Genomic DNA, 20685 nt, shown 5'->3' with positions numbered 1-20685 from the left:
ATGCACCCGCGCCTCCAGTGCCTGCTGGCCGTCCTGACCGGAGGGCTAAGTGTGATCTCGCCTCTCGGGGGCGTCGCGCACGACCTGCCGGCTCCGCGCGCCCCGGCCGGGTTCCCCGCACCGGTGGCGAATGTCGTGTCGGACACTGTGGTCAACCTCCGCGACCTTGCGGGACCGGTGGTCGTGGTCGTCAACATTGTCCCGGACCTGAGCCTCACGGTGGGCACAGTCCCCGCGTCGCCGGCGGCGCGCTTGTGGGACACGTGGCAGGTTGGAAGGGCGGTGAGCTACAATCTCCTGATCTCCGATGCCGCCTCGCGCACCGGACTGCCCTACGACTTCCTCTACCGCCTGCTTCGGCAGGAGAGTGGCCTGCGCGCGGACGCGGTCAGCCCCAAGGGCGCGCTGGGTATCGCGCAGTTCATGCCGGCGACCGCGCTGGAGCGCGGCCTGACCGATCCGTTCGACCCGAGCCAAGCTGTCATCAAGGCCGCGGAACTGCTGCGCGATCACACGGTCCGCTTCGGCAATCTCGGCTTGGCGGCGGCGGCCTACAATGCCGGTCCCGGCCGAGTCGAGCGGTGGCTGGCCGGAGCCTCCGGCATGCCGCAGGAGACGCGCGACTACGTCCAGATCATCACCGGCCGGGTGGTGGAGGATTGGGCGCCGGCTGGACGCTGGGCTTCGCTTCGGCGCGAGACAGGCGCCGGAGCCGCCGTGCCGATGCCAGCCGCATCCCCGCTCTTCGCCGCCGCTCCAGCCGCATCGCCGGCCGAGCTCTCAATCGGCCGGGGCAGGGCAAGCCTCAAGGCAAGCTCGTCCAAGACTGGCGCCGAGGTCCGGCGACGCGAGGTGGTGGCGCGTTCCGAGGACGAGCTTTGCATGGCGGTCGGCGGCAGCGAGCAACGATGTCTCGTTCGGCGAACCTACTGATCGACGGCGCGTCGGCGCCGCGGCTGGGCCTGCTCCACGCGGACCGGGTCGAAGCCGACTGGTCGCAGAGCGGGGCGGCGAGCCGCCGCGCTGCCGTCGCTGCGCGGGCTCCGCGGATCGGGCTTGGCTTGCTCGAGAAGCTGCGGGCTGACGATGGGATCCGGGGGGCTCCGCATGATCGTCGGGCCGAGACGCTGACCTTCAACGAGATCAAGACAGTCCCGCAACGTCGTCGGATCGCGCACGAACGTGCAGTCGTTGATGTTGACGGACGGCCTTTCGATCGGTCGCGTCAGGAGGCTCGTCTGGCTGTAGGCGGCCGACACGGACGCGAGACCGAGTACGAATGTGAGCGGTAATCGCATGGCGCTGTCCGTTTGGCACGCGGAACGCCGCCGTCCGCACGTGCGGTCGCGCGTGACCTGGGGTTTCCAGCTCCGGACCCGGGAAACGTCCGGTCTACACGGAAGTTCCTCTGGGCGGCGGCGGCCACGTGGCTCCGCTTCGTCCGGCAATGACAATTGGCGAGCGGGAGTGAGCGCGTGGATAAGGTGCGGCGGATTCGCGACTATTGGGCGGAGGCGGTGAAGACCGGTAATCGGAGCGCCACCAAGCCCACTACCCACCGCGCGGGGCCGATCGGCCTCGCTCTCGCCGTTTCGGCGATGGGGCTCGTGTCTGCGCAGGCCGTGGAGAGCGCCGCGCCGAAAGCGGAGGCGCCCAGAGCGGAGGCTCCGCCGCCCGCTCCGATGCCGCCCGGCGAGACCAAGCCGACCACCTGCGACGCGGGCTGCGTGCGCAGCAGCGCTGAGCGCGCCTCGCAGGTCTGCGCTTCACGGATCGAGAACGAGGCGCCCTTTGACTTCGAATGGCTCACCCGCCCCTACGGCGGCATCTTCCAGGAGGCCGACCCGCCCGCCGCGGGCGGGATGATCGTGCGCTACAAGGGCGACTCCATCCGGTTCATGAACCCGCAGCGCGAATGGGTGCGCATCACGTACGAATGCTCGTTCAACGCCGCGACCCAGCGCGTTGAAGGGGTTGTGGTTCGCATCGGCCGATTGAACGGCCGGGGCTTGCCGCCCGCGGCCGGCAACGCGGGCCGGGTGGCGGCCAATGGCCCTCAGCAGGGAGCTCCGCCTATCCCGGCGGCGCCCCCCGTCAAGCGCAAGCCCAGACCCGGTGAGCCGAGCAGCATCGAGATCCTGCAAGTCACCCCGTCAGGGAGATGAGGATGAGGCCGCGCTGCTGTGTCTGGACTCTCCTATGCTTGGCGTCCGCCCCGGCGTCGGCACAGGCTCCGTCCAACGTGAACGACTGCACGCTGCTGCCCGATCCGGTCGCGCTCCGGCGATGCGTCGACAGCTTCGGACCGCAGAACCAGAGGTCCCTCGTACCCCCGCCATCTTCGCCTCCGGCCGCAATCGACGAGGCGACTCCGTCGGAACCGGTGCGGCGCGCGGCCCCGATGCTGCGGACGCCGCAATCGTCGGGTGACTGGCTGCACGAAAACGTACCGGCGACCAAGCCGGACCGATCGGACCCGAACGCAATTCGACTCGACGATTGACGGCTTTGCGGGCGGATCGTCCGGCCCGACGGCTCAGACCAAGCCGCGCATCGCCGGGATAGGAGGCTGGCGGCCGAGTGACGGCCTGCAGCCGCCCCGGCGCATTGCGCGATCTCGGTGGCCTGTCAGCGCTGACGGACCGTCAGCGTTGAGGCCGTGCCGCTCTGCGCGTACACGACGGCCTGGTACTGGCCGACCTGTGTGATGGTGGCCGTATTGCCAGACCCGCTCTGAAACCCGATGATAGTGTTGTACGAACCGGACTGATCAAGTCTGGAGAAGTTGTCCCGACCGCTTTGTTCGGATTGGATCTCGTTGTGGTACCCGCGCTGGATGGCAAAGAGCGTCGATGAATCGGACTGCGTGATGGACAGCCGATTGTTCGCACCAGACTGAGTTGTTTCCAGGATAGAGTTCGAGCCGATCTGATGCGATACCGGTTCGTTGTCCCGTCGCGACTGCGGAACGTCGGACATGCTGCCCTTCCCGTCCGGTACATCGAAAAGGTGATTGACCGCGGCGGCCGCGCCGATCTTCAGGTTCTGGTATTTGTCAGCCGCACCACTGCCAGGCACGCCCACCGTCGAACTGTATAGATCGCCGCGTATCGTCGTGGAATATTCCCGATCGAGCTCGGCTGCGAAGCACGCGTTCCCAATCTGCATGAGACACACGGTCGCTATGGCAGCGCCGCTACTAATACGACACCTGTAACCTTTCATTTTGCAGAAAATGACCATTGATTACTACGCCGAACCGATGCATGTGACGGTAGATGAATTTTACCCGACGTGGATTAATAATTGAAAAATGCTTTTCCATAGTTTGCTCGCGTTTCCGATGCGCCTGACGACAGCAGCGGCTGGATATGCTGGCGGCAACCGAATCCAGCGTTGCCTTCGGAACGTCGTCATCGGACAGGACGCGCATCAGCGCGTCCGGAGCCGCCTACCAGGCGTGAGTTACCCGTCGCTACCAACACATGTGCTTAGGGTATGAAGCGGACCAAGCTGTTGCAGGGATCGCCGTTCTGTGACTCCGGACGGCCGCTCTGCGGCTTGGAGGTAACGATGGCAGATCTGTTCTGGCTCTCAGATAAGCGGTGGGTGGTGCCTGCATCGTTCTGAAGACCTGAGCATTCGGTCCCTGTTGAGCGCCAAATCCTGATCCGGTCTGTGGTGTTTGCAGAACCCTCCTCGCGCAGTGATCGTAAAAACGCGCAGCCGAACTCACGAGACTGGTTCTGCGCTGCAGGCGTTCATCCGCCACAGGTTTTTCAATCCAGGCTGGGCGCCGTCACCTCGGCGATGATGCCCTCGAGAGCCCGCATCTGTGGCGCCTGCTTCGTGAGGTAGCGCCCTTTATGCGCGGACGTGTCGAGATATCCCCACCAGTCCCAGCAGCCGTTCGGGTTCGGCTCGATCCATCCGGCGTCGGCCACGCCGTCGAGAGCTGGCAAACGGCAGACGGCTCCGGGCACCGCCTCGCTCGGCGCGATGGCCGGATAGACAATGATGGTTCTGTAGCGCTCCGCCCATTCGTTGTAGCCGGCCTGCTGCGCGAACTGCCGGGCGTCCTGCTTGCAGCCATGGAGCGCAATGTGCACGCGGCAGGAGCTGCCCACCGTACGGCATGAGGGCGGCACGTAGATGTACCCTCTCGAGGCCATATCGAGGTTACTGCGTCGGGCGCTCTTGTCCGGCCACCAGAACCAGAATGCATTGAGGTAGTCATTCGCGAGGGTCGGATGACTGGATTTTACCTGTTCGATGAGGTGCTGCTGATCGAATGCCCACACCTCGGATGCTGGGACTTGCGGCCCGCGCCGGTTCGGATCGTATGGTGCCTGCGCATCGAACAACGCGTGGAACATCTTACCCGGGTTGTCCTCCGCGCCGCATCGCCGGATGAAGCTTGCCTCCATACCGTCGTAGGCGCATGCATCCGTGCCCCCGGGTGAGATGATGCCGTGCCCGGCCCGGTCGCTCCCGTCGGCGGCGTTGCCGCGGTCGAGTTCCGGTTCCGAACCGATAAAGGCCTTCAGAAAGACTGCGTCCGCTCTCCCCGACGCCGCTGTGACGGTTTCGTCGGCAGGGCTCTGGAACACCCACGACCGGCGCAGGGATTGCGGCTTTCCGGAGGGAAGATTGTCGATCGCGCCGCTAGCGGCCAAGCGATGGGCCGTGTCGATCGTCGGAGTGAGCGCGTCGCGGCCACACATGCAGGCGTTGACCGCGCGTGACAGACTTCCACCGGCGCAGGCCCATTGCGGCCCCGCGACAGCCCCCACAGCCGTGATGGTGCCGGAATGGGCCACCGCGTATTGGACCGCCATCGCGGCGCCGGACGAGAGGCCGGAGATGCTGATTTGCTGCGGGTCCCCACCTCGCCGCAGGCCACGGCCGTCGTCGGCCATTGTGACTGTTGCCAACGAACACAGGACGGCAGTGAGGTCGACGAGATAACGGCTGCGGCGTGCGAAAAACCCCATGTCCTCGCTCCGATTGTCCGCCAGCTTCGTGTCGAGCTGTTCTACGCCTCGGTGACCGCGCAGCGCGAGGTTAGCTCATGCTCAACCTCTCGGCACCCCGCCTCCTGACCGTCCTGATCTCTGTCGTGCTGATCGGGCTCGCTGTCGCCAGCCTGTGCACGCGCCTCCCAACGATCGGACCGAAGGTCGTGAAAGTCAGAACCGGATCTTCCCTCGACGTTTGCGCAATATTTGAGTCGGGATTAGCCTCAGCAAGCTTGCGATGGCAGGTTGATGATCTCCAAAGTGTCCCGGGGCAAAGGTCAGGAACCTTCAGTGCGATGTCCTGCCACCGTTTTATCTGAAATCTTGTCGATCATCGCCTCGCGCATCAGGTATTTCTGCACTTTGCCTGTGACCGTCATCGGGAACGCGTCCACAAACTCGATGTAGCGCGGGATTTTCTGGTGGGCGATCTGGCCTGCGCAGAAATCCCTCAGATCCTCGGCCGTCGCGCAGGCGCCGGGCCGAAGTCGGATCCAAGCGCAAACCTCCTCGCCATATCGGGGATCCGGCACGCCGAAAACCTGAACATCCTGGACCGCAGGATGACGATAGAGGAACTCCTCGACTTCGCGTGGATAGATGTTCTCGCCGCCGCGGATCACCATGTCCTTGATCCGGCCGACAATGCGGCAGAACCCTTCCTCATCCAGGATGGCGAGGTCGCCCGTGTGCAGCCAGCCTGCCTCATCCCGCACGGCGGCGGTTTGCTCGGCCTCCGCCCAGTAGCCGCGCATGACGCTGTAGCCCCGGGTGCAGAGTTCCCCCGTCACGCCGCGCGGGACGACGCGCCCGGACACGTCGACGATCTTCACCTCCAGATGCGGGTGCACGCGTCCGACCGTCGAGACGCGACGCTCAAAGGGATCGTCGACAGCACTCTGAAAACTGACCGGGCTCGTCTCCGTCATTCCGTAGCAGATCGTCATCTCGGACAGGTTCATCCGCTCGATGGCACGCTGCATCAGCGGCACCGGGCATGGCGCACCGGCCATGATGCCGGTTCGCAGGCTCGATAGGTCGAACGTGTTGAAATCCGGGTGATCGAGTTCCGCGAGGAACATGGTCGGCACCCCGTAAATGGCCGTGCAGCGCGCCTCGGCGACGGAGCGCAGCGTCGCGAGCGGGTCGAAGCCCTCGCCCGGGTAAACCATGGCCGCACCGGATGTGAGGGCTGCGAGGTTGCCCATGACCAAGCCGAAGCAGTGATAGAGCGGCACCGGGATGCAGATGCGGTCGTCAGGGCCGAGGCGCATCGTCCGCCCGACGAAGTAGCCGTTATTGAGGATGTTGTGGTGCGACAGCACCACACCCTTCGGCGTGCCGGTGGTGCCGCTCGTGAACTGGATGTTCGCGGGATCGTCGCATTGCAGGCTCTCGCCCAGGGCGGCGATCGCTCCGTGCCCGGTGCCCCCGAGATCCGCCACGTCTCCGAGGGCGAGCGTGCCGGGTGTCGGCCCATGTCCGATCCGGATCACGAGCCGAAGCGCGGGCAGGCGTGCGGCGTGGAGAGCGCCCGGCGTCGCGGAGGCGAGCTCCGGAGCCAGGGCATTCACCATGCCCAGGAATTCGCTGCTCTTGAACCGCGTCGCGGTGACCAGCGCCGCGCATCCGACCTTGTTCAGGGCGAACTCAAGCTCCGTCAGCCGATAGGCCGGATTGACCGTGACGAGGATCAGCCCCGCCTTGGCGGCAGCGAACTGGGTGAGCACCCAGGCGCTATTGTTGAGCGACCAGATCCCGATGCGATCGCCCACCTTCAGCCCGAGGGCGAGAAAGCCGGCGGCCAGACGCGTAGCGTGGTCGTCGAGCTCGGCCCAACTCAGCCGCTGGCCGTCCGCGATCAGGGCAACGCGATCGGGCCACAACGCGGCGGCGCGCGTGAGCATCTGCCCGATCGTACAGCCGACCAGGGGCGTCGTGTCGGCTCCGTGCACGTAACTGAGCACACCGTCTGCAGTCATGGCCGTCGTCCCCAGCACCTCGCGCGCGCGCCGTTTCCGGTGCGTCGGCGCACGATTCTGCTTAAGGATGGTAGCTCCTTCGGCGAGACTTGGGCTTATAATTCCGAACCACCCGTGGGAGGCAGCCGATGATCCGGGACGCCGCACGCGACTTCGATTTCGGTCTCGGCGAAGTCGCCGACGCGGTTCGTGAGAGCGCGCGCACCTTCGCCCAAAGAAGAATCGCGCCGCGCGCGGACGAGATCGACCGCAGCAATGCCTTCCCGCGCGACCTCTGGCCCGAGATGGGCGCCCTGGGCCTGCACGGGATAACGGTGGAGCAGGCGTTCGGCGGGCTCGGACTCGGATATCTGGAGCATTGCGTCGCCATGGAGGAGGTGTCGCGAGCCTCCGGCTCCGTCGGTCTGTCCTACGGCGCGCACGCGAACCTCTGCATCAACCAGATTCGACGCAACGGCACGGAGGCGCAGAAGCGCCGCTATCTCCCGGCCCTGATCGTGGGAACGCGGGTTGGGGCGCTTGCCATGTCCGAAACGGAAGCGGGATCGGACGTGGTGAGCATGCGCCTGCGCGCCGAGAAGCGCGGCGACCGCTTCTGCCTCAACGGCTCCAAGATGTGGATCACGAACGGGCCTGTTGCGGAAACATTCGTGGTCTACGCCAAGACTGATCCGAAGGCCGGCGCGCATGGCATCACGGCTTTCCTGGTGGAGCGAGACTTCCCCGGCTTCTCGACGGGGCCGAAGCTCGACAAGCTCGGCATGCGCGGCTCCGACACCTCGGCGCTGATCTTCGAGGATTGCGAAGTGCCGGAGGAAAACGTGCTCGGGCCGGTCGGCGGCGGCGTCGGCGTGCTGATGTCGGGCCTCGACTACGAGCGCGTCGTGCTCGCGGCCGGTCCGCTCGGAATCCTGCGGGCCTGCCTCGACGTGGTGACGCCCTATGTCCGTCAGAGGCGCCAGTTCGACCAGCCGATCGGCTCGTTCCAGCTGGTCCAGGGCAAGCTCGCCGACATCTACGTGCAGGCCAACGCGGCGCGCGCCTATGTGTACGCCGTGGCCCGGGCCTGCGATCGGGGCGAGACCACGCGCGAGGATGCGGCAGGGGCGATCCTGTTCGCGGCCGAACGGGCGACCCAGTGCGCCCTCGATGCCATCCAGCTCCTCGGCGGCAACGGCTACACCAATGATTACGCGGCCGGCCGATTGCTGCGTGACGCCAAGCTCTACGAAATCGGGGCGGGCACCAGCGAGATTCGCCGCATGCTGATTGGGCGCGAGCTGTTCGCCCGATCCCCAGGCTGAGGTGACGCGTGGCGATCCTGAGCACCAGCGCCGACCTGACCTCCGAGGCTGCCGCCGAGAACCGGGCCGCCTGGGACGATCTGCGCAGCACCCTCAGGGAGCGCCGCGCGATAGTCGCCGCGGGTGGCTCCGAGAAAGCCCGCACCCGGCATCTCGCGCGCGGCAAACTGCTGCCGCGCGATCGCGTGGTGCAGCTGCTGGATCCGGGCTCCCCCTTCCTCGAGATCGGGACGTTGGCCGCCTATGGACTCTATGACGGCGAGATCCACGGAGCCGGCCTCATCGCGGGCATCGGCCGGGTCTCCGGCCGCGAGGTCATGATCGTCTGCAACGACGCCACGATCAAAGGTGGCACCTACTATCCCCTGACAGTCAAAAAGCATCTGCGCGCCCAGGAGATCGCGGGAGAGAACCGTCTACCCTGCCTCTATCTGGTCGATTCGGGCGGCGCCAACCTGCCGCAGCAGGCAGAAGTCTTTCCCGACCGTGATCATTTCGGCCGCATCTTCTACAACCAAGCCCGGCTCTCGGCGGCCGGTATTCCGCAGATCAGCTGCGTCATGGGCTCGTGTACGGCCGGGGGCGCCTACGTGCCGGCCATGTCGGACGAGAGCGTGATCGTGCGCGGCCAGGGCACGATTTTCCTCGGAGGCCCCCCCCTCGTGAGAGCGGCGACCGGCGAGATCGTGACGGCCGAGGAACTCGGCGGCGCGGAGGTCCATACCCGGCTGTCCGGGGTCGCCGACCACGAGGCCGCCGACGACGCGCACGCGCTCGCAATCCTGCGCCGCATCGTCGGCACCCTGAACACCCGCAAGCAGCCGGACTTGGATATCCGGCCGCCCGTCGAATCCAGCCTCGATCCGGGCGACCTCGACGCGATCGTGCCGGTCGATCTGCGCAAACAATACGATGCCCGGGAACTGATCGCCCGGATCGTCGACGGGTCGGAATTTGATGAGTTCAAGCGGCTCTACGGCACGACCCTCGTCACCGGCTTCGCGCGGCTCTGGGGCATGCCGGTGGGAATACTGGCCAATAACGGCATCCTCTACTCTGAGAGCGCGCTGAAGGGCGCGCATTTCATCGAGCTGTGCTGCCAGCGGCGCATTCCGCTGCTGTTCCTGCAGAACATCGTCGGCTTCATGGTTGGGCGCGACGCCGAGGCCGGCGGGATCGCGCGCAACGGCGCCAAGCTCGTCACGGCGGTCGCCACCGCCGCCGTGCCCAAGCTGACGCTTCTCGTCGGCGGGTCCTACGGCGCCGGCAATTACGGCATGTGCGGGCGCGCCTACGCGCCCCGGTTTCTGTTCGCGTGGCCGAACGCGCGCATCTCCGTCATGGGCGCCGAGCAGGCGGCGAGCGTGCTCGCCAGCGTCCGGCGCGACAACATCGAGGCTGCGGGCGAAACCTGGACCGCCCGCGACGAGGAGGCGTTCAAACAGCCGATCCGCGCCGCGTTCGAGGCGGAAGGCTCGCCCTACTACGCCACGGCCCGGCTCTGGGATGACGGCATCATCCTGCCCGAGGAGACCCGGCGGGTGCTCGGGCTGGCTCTATCGGCCTGCCTCAACGCACCGGTCGACGAGACGCGCTTCGGCCTGTTCCGGATGTGAGGCGTCCACCGATGACCCGGCCCCTCACCTCCGTCCTCGTCGCCAATCGCGGCGAGATCGCTTGCCGGATCCTGCGCACGGCGCGGCGCCTCGGAATGCGGACGGTCGCGGTCTACTCGGAGGCCGACCGCGCGTCCCTGCACGTGGCCCTGGCCGACGAAGCCTACCCGATCGGGCCGGCGCCGGCCCTGGATTCCTACCTGCGGATCGACCGGATCGTGGAGGCCGCTTCGCGGGCCGGGGCCGATTGCCTCCATCCGGGATATGGCTTCCTGTCCGAGCATCCGGGCCTCGCAGAGGCCTGTGCGGAAGCCGGCATCGTCTTCGTCGGGCCGCCCGCCGCGGCGATCCGGGCCATGGGCCTGAAACATCGCGCCAAGGAACTTGTTGCGGCGGCCGGCGTGCCTATCGTCCCAGGCTATCAGGGCGAGGACCAAGACAGCGATCACCTGCGCGCCGAGGCCGACACGATCGGCTACCCCTTGCTCATCAAGGCGGTCGCCGGCGGGGGCGGGAAGGGGATCCGGCGCGTCGATGCGCCGACGGCCTTCGCCGAGGCCCTCGAGAGTGCGCGACGCGAGGCCACAAGCGCCTTCGGCAATGCGCAGGTCCTGCTCGAGCGGTACGTGCCGAACCCGCGCCATATCGAGGTTCAGGTCTTCTGCGACGCACAGGGCGGCGCGGTCCACCTGTTCGAGCGCGACTGTTCCCTGCAGCGCCGCCATCAGAAGGTCATCGAGGAGGCGCCCGCACCGGGCATGACGGCGGCGGTGCGCGCGGCGATGGGGCAGGCCGCCCTCGGTGCCGCCCGGGCGGTCGATTATGTCGGCGCCGGAACGGTCGAATTCATCGTCGCTGGGGACCAGGCCCTCACGCCCGAGAGCTTCTGGTTCATGGAGATGAACACCCGTCTCCAAGTGGAGCATCCGGTCACCGAGGCGATTACCGGCCTCGACCTCGTCGCGTGGCAGTTCAAGGTCGCGGCCGGCGAGCCGCTTCCCGCAAGCCAGGACGATCTGCGAATCGAAGGACACGCGATCGAGGCGAGGCTCTACGCCGAGGATCCGGCGGCGGGCTTTCTGCCCTCGACCGGCCAGCTCCACGTGCTGCGCCTGCCCGAGGCCGTGCGCGTCGATACGGGCCTGCGTGCCGGCGACGTCGTCGGCCCTCACTACGACCCGCTGATCGCCAAGCTGATCGCCCACGGCCCAACACGCGCCGAGGCCATCGCACGCCTGCATCAGGCGCTCGAGGCGACGCGCGTTGCCGGGCCGCGGACGAACCTCGCCTTCCTGCGGCGCCTGACCGCGTCCGAGGCCGTCCAGGCCGGCCGGTACGACACCGCCTTGATCGAGCGCCAGCGGGACAGGCTCGCGGAGTTCCCGTCGGACATCGACCCGGCCTGCATCGGCCTTGGGGTGCTGGCGCTGCTGGGCTTCGAGCCGCGGTCCATGGAGGGCAGGACAGCCTCACCCTGGGATTGTGCCGACGGCTTTCAGCTCGGCGCGCCGCGCCGCCAGCTCTGGCCGCTCCGGATCGACGGTCGGCGCGACGAGGTCATCCTGGTCTGGCCGGATCCCGGCGCGCGCGGCCTGCCGGAGGTCCGCTACCGGGGGAAAGCCTGTCCGACCCACGCGGCTGAAGACCGGATGATCGAGGTCGTGCCCACCGGGTGCGGGATTCTCGTCCTGCACGGAGGGCGCCAGATCAACCTTCAGGCGCCCGATCCGGCGGAGGTCGCCTCGGCGCAGACGGCGCAGGCGGGTGACGTCACCGCACCGATGCACGGCCGGATCGTTGCCGTCCATGTCGCCCCCGGCGATTGTGTCACGCGCGGCCAGCGCCTCGGCACCATCGAGGCGATGAAGATGGAGCACACGCTCACCGCACCGGCAGACGGTACGGTCCGCACGGTGACGGCCGAGCCCGGCCTGCAGGTGGCGGAGGGCGCCAGCCTGTTCACCCTGACGCAGGCGGAATCCGAATGACTCCCTCCTCCCACGCGCCCCATCCGCGGGGCGGCCTCTATTACGAGGATTTCGAGGTCGGCGCGGTCCTGTCCCATCGGCTCACCCGCACGGTGACGCAGACGGACAACATCCTGTTCTCGAGCATGACACTCAACCCACAGCCCCTCCACATCGACGCGCATTTCTGCGCGACCGAGACGGAGTGGGGTCGGCCGCTGATGAACTCGCTGTTCACGCTCGGGCTGATGATCGGCATCGCGGTCAACGACCTGACGCTGGGCACCACGATCGGCAATCTCGGCATGACCGAGGTGCGCTTCCCGGCCCCGCTCTTCGAGGGCGACACCATCCGCGTGACCACCGAGGTGGCGGCCAAACGCGTCTCGCGCTCCCGCGCCGATGCGGGGATCGTCGATCTCATCCACCGGGCCTACCGGCAGGACGAAGTTCTGGTTGCCGAGTGCCGCAGGCAGGCCTTCATGCGCCGTCGGCCCGCAACGAGCGGAGCGTGACGCCGATGCGCGCGCTGCTGTTCGTTCCGGGCGACGCGCCGCGGAAGCTCGAGACGGCGCTGAACGCCGGCGCCGACGCCCTCATCGTCGACCTGGAGGACTCGGTCGCCGCGAGCGGTAAGGCGGCGGCGCGCCGGCAGGCCGCCGCGTTCCTGGAGGAGGTCGGGAGCACCGCCGGGGGGCCGCTGGTTTTCGTGCGCGTGAACGCGCTCGGGACGGGTTGGGCGGAGGATGACCTCGCGGCTGTGATGCCGGCGCGACCTTACGGCATCGTGCTGCCCAAAGCCGTCATGAGCGCTGACATCCGCGCGCTCGATGCACATCTCCACCGGCTCGAGGCCGCCAGCGGCATCGCTGCCGGCGCGACGCGGATCCTGCCCATTGCCACCGAGACGGCCCGCGCCGTCCTCGCGCTGACAGCCCTGTCCGAGGGGCATCCGCGTCTCTGCGGGCTCACCTGGGGGGCGGAGGACCTCTCCGCCGATCTGGGGGCCGAGACCAACCGCGACGGGACCGGAGCCTGGACCGGTCCGTATCGCCTGGCGCGCGACCTCACCCTGCTCGCGGCGGCCGCAGCCGAGACAGACGCGTTCGACACGGTTCATCTCGCCTATCGGGACCTCGCGGCGCTCGAACGGGAATGCCGCGAGGCGCGCCGGGACGGTTTCGTCGGGAAGTTGGCGATCCACCCGGCTCAAGTTCCCATCATCAACGCGGCCTTCTCGCCCTCTGAGGCGGCCCTGGCCGAAGCGCGGGCCGTGGTCGCGGCCTTCGCGGGTTCGCCGGGGACGGGGGTGATCGGGCAGGCTGGGGCCATGCTCGACCGTCCCCACCTGCGCCGCGCCGAGCGGCTGCTGGAGCGCTTCGACCGGGGCGCCCCTCGGGGCCAGGCGTGAGGCCGGGGCCGCGTCCAAGCCAGATGGCCTCAGGGCAAACATCCGGCACGAGGCGGTGCCGAGCTACGCATCCACGAAGATCAGAGCCGGCGTTTCCAAGAGCGTCTTGATCCGCTGGACGAACACAGCCGCATCCCAGCCGTCGATGACGCGATGGTCGAAGCTCGACGACAGATTCATCATCTTGCGCGGGATGAACGCCGCCCCGTTCCAGACCGGCCGCATCGCGATCCTGTTGACACCGATGATGGCGACCTCCGGATGGTTGATGATCGGGGTCGAGGCGATGCCGCCCAGGGCGCCGAGCGAGGTGACGGTGATCGTCGAGCCGCCCAATTCCTGCCGCGTGGCGGAGCCCGTTCGGGCCGCCTCCGAGAGGCGGTTCAGTTCGGCGGCGCAGTCCCACAAGTCCCGCGCCTCCACGTGCCGGACGACGGGAACGACGAGACCCGCGGGGGTCTGGGTCGCGACACCGATATGCACGCTGCCGTGCTGGTGGAGGATGCCGGCTTCATCGTCGTAGAGCGCGTTCAGATGCGGCTGGTCGGCGATGGCTCTCACCAGAGCCCGCATCAGGAACGGGAGCAGCGTCAGCTTCGGTCGCTCCGCGCGCCTGTTCGCGTTGAGCGTCGACCTGAGATCCTCGAGCGCCGTGACGTCGATCTCCTCGACATAGGTGATGTGGGGAATGCGCGAAGCCGCGAGGGTCATCTTCTCCGCAATCTTGCGGCGAACACCCGTGACTTTGATCTGTTCGACGGTTGTGTTCGGCCTGGGGCTTGGCGTTCCCATCCTGCGGGCGTCACCGGTCAGATAGGCGTCGAGATCTTCGTGCGTCACGCGGCCTGAGGGCCCCGAGCCGGGCACACGACCCAGATCGATTCCGGCCTTGCGTGCGCGATGCCTGACCGCCGGCGACGCGCACGCCTTCTCGCCCTCCCTATGCGCGGCGGCAGGATCATGGCCGGGCGTAGGGGAGGGCTGATCCGCGTTCGGGGTGGGGAGGCCGTCGGGGACTTGGTCTGCATCGCCCGCATCCTCGACCGCCAAGCGGATCAGCGGCGCGCCGACAGCGACGATGTCGCCGGCCTCGCCCCCGAGCCATACGACGCGCCCCGTCACCGGGGAGGGAATCTCCGCGGTCGCCTTGTCGGTGGTGACGGCGGCCAGCACGGCGTCCTCATGGACGAACTGGCCCACTGTCACGAACCACTCGGCCAGTTCGGCTTCGGCAATCCCCTCGCCGACATCGGGCATGGTGATCAGGTGCTCGCCCATGTCAGGCCTCCACCGTCTCGACCAGCGCACGCGCCACGCGTCCCGGACCGGGGAAGTAGTCCCATTCCTGCGCGTGCGGATAGGGTGTGTCCCATCCGGCAACCCGGGCGACCGGCGCCTCAAGATGGTAGAAGCAGGTCTCCTGGATGAGGGCTGCCAATTCTGCGCCGAACCCCGACGTCAGCGTCGCCTCGTGGATGACCACGCAGCGACCGGTCTTGGCAACGGAGGCCACCATCGTGTCGAGATCGTATGGAACCAGGGTCCGCAGATCGATGATCTCGGCGTCGATGCCCGTCTCCGCGGCGGCCGCCTGCGCGACATGCACCATCGTCCCGTAGGCCAGCACCGTGACGTCTGTTCCCGCCCGAACGATGGACGCCTTTCCGAGCGGGAGAGCGAAGTGGCCGGCCGGAACGTCGCTGGCTGCGTGCTTCGACCACGGCGTGACGGGGCGCTCGTGATGTCCGTCGAAGGGGCCGTTGTAGAGCCGCTTCGGCTCGAGGAAGATCACGGGATCCGGATCCTCGATCGCCGCGATGAGCAGCCCCTTGGCATCGTAGGGGTTTGAGGGGACGACGGTCTTGAGCCCCGAGACGTGGGTGAAGAGCGCCTCCGGGCTCTGGCTGTGGGTCTGTCCGCCGAAGATGCCGCCGCCCGTCGGCATGCGGATCACCAAGGGGCAGGTGAACTCGCCGTTCGAGCGATACCGCAGCCGCGCGGCCTCCGACACGATCTGGTCGTAGGCCGGGTACACGTAATCGGCGAATTGGATCTCGACGCAGGGCCGCAGGCCGTAGGCGGCCATGCCGACGGCCGTTCCCACGATCCCGGATTCGCTGACGGGCGCGTCGAAGCAGCGCGACGTTCCGTATTTCTGCTGAAGCCCGTAAGTGCAGCGGAAGACGCCGCCGAAATAGCCGACATCCTCGCCGAAGACGACGACGCTCTCGTCGCGCGCCATCATTATGTCCATCGCATCGCGGATGGCTTCGACCATCGACATGCGCGGCATGGCCTACACTCCGGCCTGCTGGCGTTGACGGAGCAGGTGCGGTGGCATCTCGGCGTAGACGCCCTCGAACATCTCCCGCGCCGACGGCCTCGAGCCGGAATGGAGCGTCCCGAAACTCTCCGCCTCCTTCTGCGCAGCGATCACCGACTCGAGGATCTCGGCCTCCGCCTGCTTGTGCCGCTCCTCGGACCACGCGCCGCGCCGGATCAGGTGGTTCTTCAACCGAATGACCGGATCGCCGAGGGGCCAGGCGTCGGATTCGGTCTTCGGACGGTAGGCAGAGGGGTCATCCGACGTCGAGTGAGCTCCGACGCGGTAGGTCACATACTCGATGAGCGTCGGCCCGAGATTGCTCCGGGCCCGCGCGATGGCCCATTTGGCGACCGCGTAGACGGCCAGGTAATCGTTGCCGTCGACCCGGAGCGCCGGGATGCCGAACCCCAGGCCGCGCGCCGCGAAGGTTCCGGCCCCGCCCCGGGCAATGCCCTGGAAGGTCGAGATCGCCCATTGGTTGTTGACGATGTTGAGCACAACGGGGGCCTTATAGGTCGACGCGAAGACAAGTGCGGCGTGAAAGTCCGACTCGGCTGTCGAGCCGTCCCCAATCCAGGCCGCCGCGATCTTCGTGTCCCGCCTGATCGCGGAGGCCATCGCCCACCCGACCGCCTGCACATATTGCGTGGCAAGGTTTCCCGATACCGTGAAGAACCCGTGCTCTTTTGACGAATACAGAACCGGCAGCTGGCGGCCCTTCAGCGGATCACTCGCATTCGAGTAGATCTGACACGCCATGGTCACCAGCGGATAACCGCTCGCAATCAGGAGTCCGGCCTGCCGGTACGTCGGGAAGTTCATGTCTCCCGGCGCGAGGGCCTTCTGAAAGGCGCAGCTCACGGCCTCCTCGCCGAGGTGCTGCATGTAGAAGGACGTCTTGCCCTGCCTCTGGCTGAGCAGCATCCGCGCATCGAAGGTGCGCAGGGTCATCATATCCCGCAGGCCGTCCCGGAGCTCATCGTCGCTGAGCAGGCCGGCCCACGGCCCCACCGCCTCGCCCTCGCGATTCAGGACGCGGATGATCGAGAAGGCCAGATCCCGGATCGCTTCCGAACCGGTATCGACGTCGGGACGCGGCACCGCCCCGGCCTTGGGGATCTTGACGCTGGAGAAATCCGGGACCCCGCCCGGCCGGACCGCTGGCTCTGGAACGTGGAGCGCTAAAGGCGTGACTTCGGCCATTGCTTGCTCGCTCTCGCGAAACACGACGTGCAGGCCGGTCTATTCATGCACGAAGCCAGGGTAGATCACATCCACGAAATTCCGGTGTCCCTCGGAAGATGGCTGCCCGGTTTCTCTCTTAGAACACGCCCCCGGGCGGCTTGCGACTTGGGCATGAGGTAGCCCACACGCTTCTCCCGCAGCGGCTGGCTTTGGCTTACACGAAGCCCTCGACGGCATGTCGGCAGGTCGCCTCGGCGGAAACGGCCAACGCGCTGTTGCGTCGAACACGCTCCCAATCAAAAGGCTTTCAACCGCAGCCTGCAGTTAATCCCGTTCCTCGCGACGAATTTTCTTATTTCATAGCATGCGATTAAATTGCGCTCGACACCGGAGCGTAGAGGAATTTGATCTTGCCCCAGAAATTGCAGACTCTGACTGCTCTTGAACAGTATTCCTGCCTGTGCAAAAAAGCGGTGTCCGCAAGAGGCGATGCGGGAGAGCCCAGGCTGGCGTGAGCCGGTTATGGCGTCGAGGAGCGACCGCCCCCGGAAGCTCTGAGGCACAATCTCGTATCGCTGGACGATCTGGAGTGCGACGCATTCTGCGTCACTGACGAGCCGCAACCGCCAACGTAACGGTGGCATCGGCTTGCTGGCACCCGCGACAGAGGGGGGCGATCGAAATGCTTGGACGGGCATTTCCTCGCCCGTTTGTCGAGGGATCGCGGTATGTTTCCAGACGACGACGAATTCGAATTCAGCGCTCCTGACCGCGGCTGGAACTACGAGCCGTCGCGTGCCGAGCTGTTCCGAGATTTCACGTCGCCGGTCTACACGACCGACGCCGATGGTTGGCTGACCTACTACAACGATTCGGCCGCTGAGCTATGGGGCTACCGGCCTGAACTCGGCAAGACGCGCTGGTGCGGGTGCTGGCGTATCTACACGCCTGACGGGGCGCTCCTGCCGCTCGACCAGTGCCCGATGGCCGTAGCCATCAAGTCAGGGCAGCCCATCCGCGGTGTGCAGGCCGTGTTGGAGCGACCGGATGGTACACGAATCCCGTTCATGCCCTACCCGACACCGCTGCGAGATTCGTCGGGCAATCTGGTGGCCGCGTCCAACGTCCTTCTCAAGATCACGAACCTGAACGCGTCCGACCCGACCGATCTTCCAGCCGAGGAATGGGCTGCACCGGTGCTGGAGATGCGGACAGCAGGTCCCCATCTCGAAGATCTGACAGGCTCACTCCAGGCCACCTTGGCTGCCCTGGCTGATGTCGAGTTCAACTACCAGATCGACTGCGAGCGCCTGGAGGGCTGGTCCGGTTCTGCGGACGAGAAGGATCGGGTTCTGAACCAGCTTGGGCAGAAGCGGCAGCACCAGCGCGAGGCTCTGAACAAGCGGTTTCAGCAACTCCAGCAGGACGCCGTACACGCCATGATGCGAGGGGCGCTCGACCCGAAGCGAGCGACAACACGCGTCCCGTCAGGCTGCGACACGGTCCATTGACCGCCCTTGCGCCCTGTCGGGCTTCATCAGGCGAGCCCGCTGAGTTTACGCGTGCAACGCGCGAGCCGCCTCGCTGGCCGCGCACGGACCGTGCGTGAGCAGCGCCGCCGGAACGGAGAGGTCAGGCTCAGCGGCGTCCGGAAGGAGATGGCCGCGCGAAATCGGCGGCACAATCATCGCCGGCTCGGCATGCGCTTCCATGAACGCGACGATCTTCGGCACGATCTCGGTTCGGAACCGTGATCCGTTGAAGATGCCGTAGTGACCTGCCCCCATCTGGAGATGGTAGGCTTTCTTCTCGGCTGAGAGGTTGAGCGTCAGGTCGAGTGCCGCTCGGGTCTGGCCGATGCCGGTGATGTCGTCCTTCTCGCCCTCGATCGCCATCAGCGCGCAGCGCTGGATCGCGGCGGGATCGACAGGCTTGCCCCGATGGCGCATCTCGCCCCTCGGCAGAAGGTGCTCGATGAACACGGTCTCGACCGTCTGGAGGTAGTACTCCGCTGTGAGGTCCATCACAGCGAGGTACTCGTCGTAGAACTCACGGTGTTTGTCCGCCGAGTCGCCGTCGCCCTGCACCAAGTGGTTGAACATGTCCCAGTGCGCCGTCTGGTGGCGGTCAAGGTTCATGCTGATGAAGCCGGCCAGCTGGAGAAAGCCGGGGTAGACGTCACGGCCGTGGCCCTGGTGGGTCCATGGAACCGGGTGGATGCAGTGCCGCTTGAACCAGCCAATCGGCTTCTCCTGCGGCAACTTGTTGACCGCGGTGGGTGAGCGGCGGGTATCGATCGGGCCGCCGACCAGCACGGCTGAGCGCGGCACCAGTGGGTGATCCTCGGCTTCCATGCGAGCGATAGCCGCGAGAACCGGGACTGAGGGCTGGCACACGGCCATGACGTGCAGGTCCGGCCCGAGCGCCTCGAAGATCGCCGTGCAGTAGTCGATGTAGTCGTCGAGGTCGAAGCGTCCGGCGGAGAGCGGTACCTTCTTGGCGTCAGCCCAGTCGGTGATGAACACCTGATGCGTGTCGAGGAAGGCCGCCACCGTCCCGCGGAGCAGGGTTGCGTAGTGCCCGGAGAGCGGGGCGACCAGCAGCAATTTCGGCTTCGCCGAAGGCATACCGAAGGCGATCACGCGACAGAACGGGCGCTCCCACACCACCCGTTCACATGTGGGGAGGTTGAAAGCCGGCTTGGGATAGGTGCGCGTTGCCCGCTCGAACAGCTCGCAGGAAGCTGCGACGGCCCGGCCGTTCGGGGTGTAAGCGAGGGGGCTGAACGGGTTCTCGCAAGCGGTCCGGGCCATCTCTGCCGCCATCCGCATAGGCGAGAGCATCTGGTCGTAGGCATCACGCATCAGGTACAGCATACGAGCAGTTCCTCCGGCAGCCGCATGGCCGCTCATCTCCGAGGTGCCCAACGCTCCGGCACTATGATGCGTTGCATGCACGCCGCGAGGGCGAATCGCCCGCGAAATTGGCATAAAATTGCCAGCATGGAATTGTTCTGACCATGGCTGTCTGAGGTTGGTGTCGGCAATTGAGGGGCTGTGGTGCCGGCGAGCAACAGAGTCCTGTTCAAACCCTTCGGCGTCGCCCCGCGGTGGCAGTCGATCAGCCGCGACTTCCACGTCCGCGTTGAACCGGGGTTCCTCCATAAGGTTCTCGTTGAGTGCGGCTCTCGAATTGTTTCCGCCGCTCTACACGAAATGACCGGAGGACACGCTCGTGAACATCGCCCCGAACCTTGAGGTACCGAACGCGTTGCGCGAGCTGGCTGAGAAGGGCATCGACCAAGCGCGCCAGGCATTTGAGAGCTTCATCGAAGAAGCGCGCCGGACGGTTGCAGCAACCCAGGGCGGGGCGCACACGGCGGGTGCGAGCACGCAAGACATGGCGTCTTACAGCCTCCAGGCTGCTGAGCAGAATGTTCGAGCGACCCTCGACTTTGCGCAGAAGCTTACTCGGGCCAGGAGCCTACAAGAGGCCTTGCAGCTACAGGCCGACTTCGCTCGCAGCCAACTTGCGGCCGTGCAGGCGCAGGCGACCGAGTTCGGCGGCACGGCTCAGAGTGCGACGAAGCAAGGCGCGGAACACGCGATGAACGCTGCACGGAGCGGTGCCGATCAGTCCCGCATGTCCATGGAGGATGGTGACGAGGTCGGCCGTTAGCCGACAAGGTCGCCCCGGGGGGCTCTGAAGCCCATCAAGGGGCCGGCTCGTGCGATGTCGTCACGGACGAAACCTGCGGATTCGTCCGGCCAAGCGCACGACGCGATGACCACCCTCCACCAAAGCCGCGACAGCCGCCTGCAGGTCGAGAACATCAAAACACAGACCCGGCTTCGCCACTGAGCCTGGCGGGTTCGG

General features: G+C 66.6%; 18 protein-coding genes. 9 read left to right on the top strand and 9 right to left on the bottom strand.

All coding sequences use genetic code 11. From position 1 onward, the window contains the following. A complete protein-coding gene (locus ABIE45_RS03030; RefSeq protein WP_192711092.1) occupies positions 1 to 933 on the top strand; it encodes a lytic transglycosylase domain-containing protein in 933 nt (310 codons plus the stop codon). Here the strand turns inward: ABIE45_RS03030 and ABIE45_RS03025 are convergent. Then, the gene (locus tag ABIE45_RS03025) at positions 927 to 1298 is read right to left on the bottom strand and encodes a hypothetical protein (RefSeq protein WP_192711121.1); all 372 of its coding nucleotides are present in this window, start codon (positions 1296 to 1298) and stop codon (positions 927 to 929) included. The two genes, ABIE45_RS03030 and ABIE45_RS03025, sit on opposite strands and share 7 nt — an antisense overlap. A 177-nt stretch (positions 1299 to 1475) precedes the next feature. On the opposite strand from ABIE45_RS03025, the gene ABIE45_RS03020 reads away from it, so the two are divergent. After that, on the top strand, positions 1476 to 2165 hold the full coding sequence (locus tag ABIE45_RS03020; RefSeq protein WP_192711091.1) for a hypothetical protein: 690 nt from the start codon (positions 1476 to 1478) through the stop codon (positions 2163 to 2165). Between the two features lie 463 nt (positions 2166 to 2628). On the opposite strand, the gene ABIE45_RS03015 is transcribed toward ABIE45_RS03020, so the two are convergent. The 4 genes from ABIE45_RS03015 to ABIE45_RS03000 all read right to left on the bottom strand — a co-directional run bounded on the left by ABIE45_RS03015 (position 2629) and on the right by ABIE45_RS03000 (position 7000). Further along, complete coding sequence (locus ABIE45_RS03015; protein ID WP_192711090.1) at positions 2629 to 3168, bottom strand: hypothetical protein; 540 nt, start codon at positions 3166 to 3168, stop codon at positions 2629 to 2631. A gap of 31 nt (positions 3169 to 3199) precedes the next feature. Continuing rightward, on the bottom strand, positions 3200 to 3433 hold the full coding sequence (locus tag ABIE45_RS03010; RefSeq protein ID WP_192711089.1) for a hypothetical protein: 234 nt from the start codon (positions 3431 to 3433) through the stop codon (positions 3200 to 3202). 346 nt (positions 3434 to 3779) lie between these two features. Then, entirely contained in the window at positions 3780 to 4994 is a 1215-nt protein-coding gene (locus ABIE45_RS03005; protein ID WP_192711088.1) for a PHB depolymerase family esterase, read from the bottom strand. 302 nt (positions 4995 to 5296) lie between these two features. Further along, complete coding sequence (locus tag ABIE45_RS03000; RefSeq protein ID WP_192711116.1) at positions 5297 to 7000, bottom strand: AMP-binding protein; 1704 nt, start codon at positions 6998 to 7000, stop codon at positions 5297 to 5299. 128 nt (positions 7001 to 7128) lie between these two features. Here ABIE45_RS03000 and ABIE45_RS02995 point away from each other — a divergent pair, with 128 nt between their 5' ends. The 5 genes from ABIE45_RS02995 to ABIE45_RS02975 are packed head-to-tail and all read left to right on the top strand — an operon-like array spanning position 7129 to position 13298. Further along, a complete protein-coding gene (locus tag ABIE45_RS02995; protein ID WP_192711087.1) occupies positions 7129 to 8304 on the top strand; it encodes an isovaleryl-CoA dehydrogenase in 1176 nt (391 codons plus the stop codon). An 8-nt stretch (positions 8305 to 8312) separates the two neighbouring features. After that, positions 8313 to 9920, top strand: coding sequence for a carboxyl transferase domain-containing protein (locus tag ABIE45_RS02990; RefSeq protein WP_192711086.1), 1608 nt, complete (start codon positions 8313 to 8315; stop codon positions 9918 to 9920). Between the two features lie 11 nt (positions 9921 to 9931). After that, positions 9932 to 11908, top strand: a complete 1977-nt coding sequence (locus ABIE45_RS02985; protein WP_192711085.1) for a biotin carboxylase N-terminal domain-containing protein — start codon at positions 9932 to 9934, stop codon at positions 11906 to 11908. Beyond that, positions 11905 to 12402, top strand: a complete 498-nt coding sequence (locus ABIE45_RS02980) for a MaoC family dehydratase (RefSeq protein ID WP_192711084.1) — start codon at positions 11905 to 11907, stop codon at positions 12400 to 12402. Before ABIE45_RS02985 ends, ABIE45_RS02980 begins: the two co-directional genes overlap by 4 nt. 5 nt (positions 12403 to 12407) lie before the next feature. Further along, on the top strand, positions 12408 to 13298 hold the full coding sequence (locus ABIE45_RS02975; protein ID WP_192711115.1) for a CoA ester lyase: 891 nt from the start codon (positions 12408 to 12410) through the stop codon (positions 13296 to 13298). Between the two features lie 63 nt (positions 13299 to 13361). Here ABIE45_RS02975 and ABIE45_RS02970 read toward each other — a convergent pair whose 3' ends face one another. Genes ABIE45_RS02970 through ABIE45_RS02960 form a run of 3 tightly spaced genes read right to left on the bottom strand, consistent with a single transcriptional unit; the run spans position 13362 to position 16827 of the window. Further along, positions 13362 to 14576, bottom strand: coding sequence for a dihydrolipoamide acetyltransferase family protein (locus ABIE45_RS02970; protein WP_192711083.1), 1215 nt, complete (start codon positions 14574 to 14576; stop codon positions 13362 to 13364). Position 14577: 1 nt separating this feature from the next. Then, positions 14578 to 15591 (bottom strand): alpha-ketoacid dehydrogenase subunit beta, encoded by a 1014-nt coding sequence (locus ABIE45_RS02965; protein WP_192711082.1) that lies wholly within the window; start codon positions 15589 to 15591, stop codon positions 14578 to 14580. A gap of 3 nt (positions 15592 to 15594) precedes the next feature. Next, the gene (locus ABIE45_RS02960) at positions 15595 to 16827 is read right to left on the bottom strand and encodes a 3-methyl-2-oxobutanoate dehydrogenase (2-methylpropanoyl-transferring) subunit alpha (protein WP_192711081.1); all 1233 of its coding nucleotides are present in this window, start codon (positions 16825 to 16827) and stop codon (positions 15595 to 15597) included. Positions 16828 to 17537: 710 nt separating this feature from the next. Between ABIE45_RS02960 and ABIE45_RS02955 the strand changes: the two genes are divergently transcribed. Continuing rightward, a complete protein-coding gene (locus ABIE45_RS02955; RefSeq protein ID WP_192711080.1) occupies positions 17538 to 18320 on the top strand; it encodes a PAS domain-containing protein in 783 nt (260 codons plus the stop codon). Positions 18321 to 18365: 45 nt separating this feature from the next. Here ABIE45_RS02955 and ABIE45_RS02950 read toward each other — a convergent pair whose 3' ends face one another. Then, a complete protein-coding gene (locus tag ABIE45_RS02950; RefSeq protein ID WP_192711079.1) occupies positions 18366 to 19685 on the bottom strand; it encodes a polyhydroxyalkanoate depolymerase in 1320 nt (439 codons plus the stop codon). Between the two features lie 358 nt (positions 19686 to 20043). On the opposite strand from ABIE45_RS02950, the gene ABIE45_RS02945 reads away from it, so the two are divergent. Further along, positions 20044 to 20487: a phasin gene (locus tag ABIE45_RS02945; RefSeq protein WP_192711078.1), complete on the top strand. Its 444-nt coding sequence runs from the start codon at positions 20044 to 20046 to the stop codon at positions 20485 to 20487. The last annotated feature ends 198 nt before the right edge of the window (positions 20488 to 20685 follow it).

The organism is Methylobacterium sp. OAE515 (assembly GCF_041806315.1).
GTDB lineage: Bacteria > Pseudomonadota > Alphaproteobacteria > Rhizobiales > Beijerinckiaceae > Methylobacterium > Methylobacterium tardum.
Note: the sequence above shows the minus strand (reverse complement) of the source record. Positions and strands in the feature narration are given on the sequence as shown.

Coding starts and splice junctions, on each gene's coding strand:
- ABIE45_RS03030 (WP_192711092.1), top strand. CDS start 1: ATGCACCCGCGCCTCCAGTGCCTGCTGGCCGTCCTGACCGGAGGGCTA.
- ABIE45_RS03025 (WP_192711121.1), bottom strand. CDS start 1,298: ATGCGATTACCGCTCACATTCGTACTCGGTCTCGCGTCCGTGTCGGCC.
- ABIE45_RS03015 (WP_192711090.1), bottom strand. CDS start 3,168: ATGCAGATTGGGAACGCGTGCTTCGCAGCCGAGCTCGATCGGGAATAT.
- ABIE45_RS03010 (WP_192711089.1), bottom strand. CDS start 3,433: ATGCGCGTCCTGTCCGATGACGACGTTCCGAAGGCAACGCTGGATTCG.
- ABIE45_RS03005 (WP_192711088.1), bottom strand. CDS start 4,994: ATGGGGTTTTTCGCACGCCGCAGCCGTTATCTCGTCGACCTCACTGCC.
- ABIE45_RS03000 (WP_192711116.1), bottom strand. CDS start 7,000: ATGACTGCAGACGGTGTGCTCAGTTACGTGCACGGAGCCGACACGACG.
- ABIE45_RS02995 (WP_192711087.1), top strand. CDS start 7,129: ATGATCCGGGACGCCGCACGCGACTTCGATTTCGGTCTCGGCGAAGTC.
- ABIE45_RS02985 (WP_192711085.1), top strand. CDS start 9,932: ATGACCCGGCCCCTCACCTCCGTCCTCGTCGCCAATCGCGGCGAGATC.
- ABIE45_RS02980 (WP_192711084.1), top strand. CDS start 11,905: ATGACTCCCTCCTCCCACGCGCCCCATCCGCGGGGCGGCCTCTATTAC.
- ABIE45_RS02975 (WP_192711115.1), top strand. CDS start 12,408: ATGCGCGCGCTGCTGTTCGTTCCGGGCGACGCGCCGCGGAAGCTCGAG.
- ABIE45_RS02970 (WP_192711083.1), bottom strand. CDS start 14,576: ATGGGCGAGCACCTGATCACCATGCCCGATGTCGGCGAGGGGATTGCC.
- ABIE45_RS02965 (WP_192711082.1), bottom strand. CDS start 15,591: ATGCCGCGCATGTCGATGGTCGAAGCCATCCGCGATGCGATGGACATA.
- ABIE45_RS02960 (WP_192711081.1), bottom strand. CDS start 16,827: ATGGCCGAAGTCACGCCTTTAGCGCTCCACGTTCCAGAGCCAGCGGTC.
- ABIE45_RS02955 (WP_192711080.1), top strand. CDS start 17,538: ATGTTTCCAGACGACGACGAATTCGAATTCAGCGCTCCTGACCGCGGC.
- ABIE45_RS02950 (WP_192711079.1), bottom strand. CDS start 19,685: ATGCTGTACCTGATGCGTGATGCCTACGACCAGATGCTCTCGCCTATG.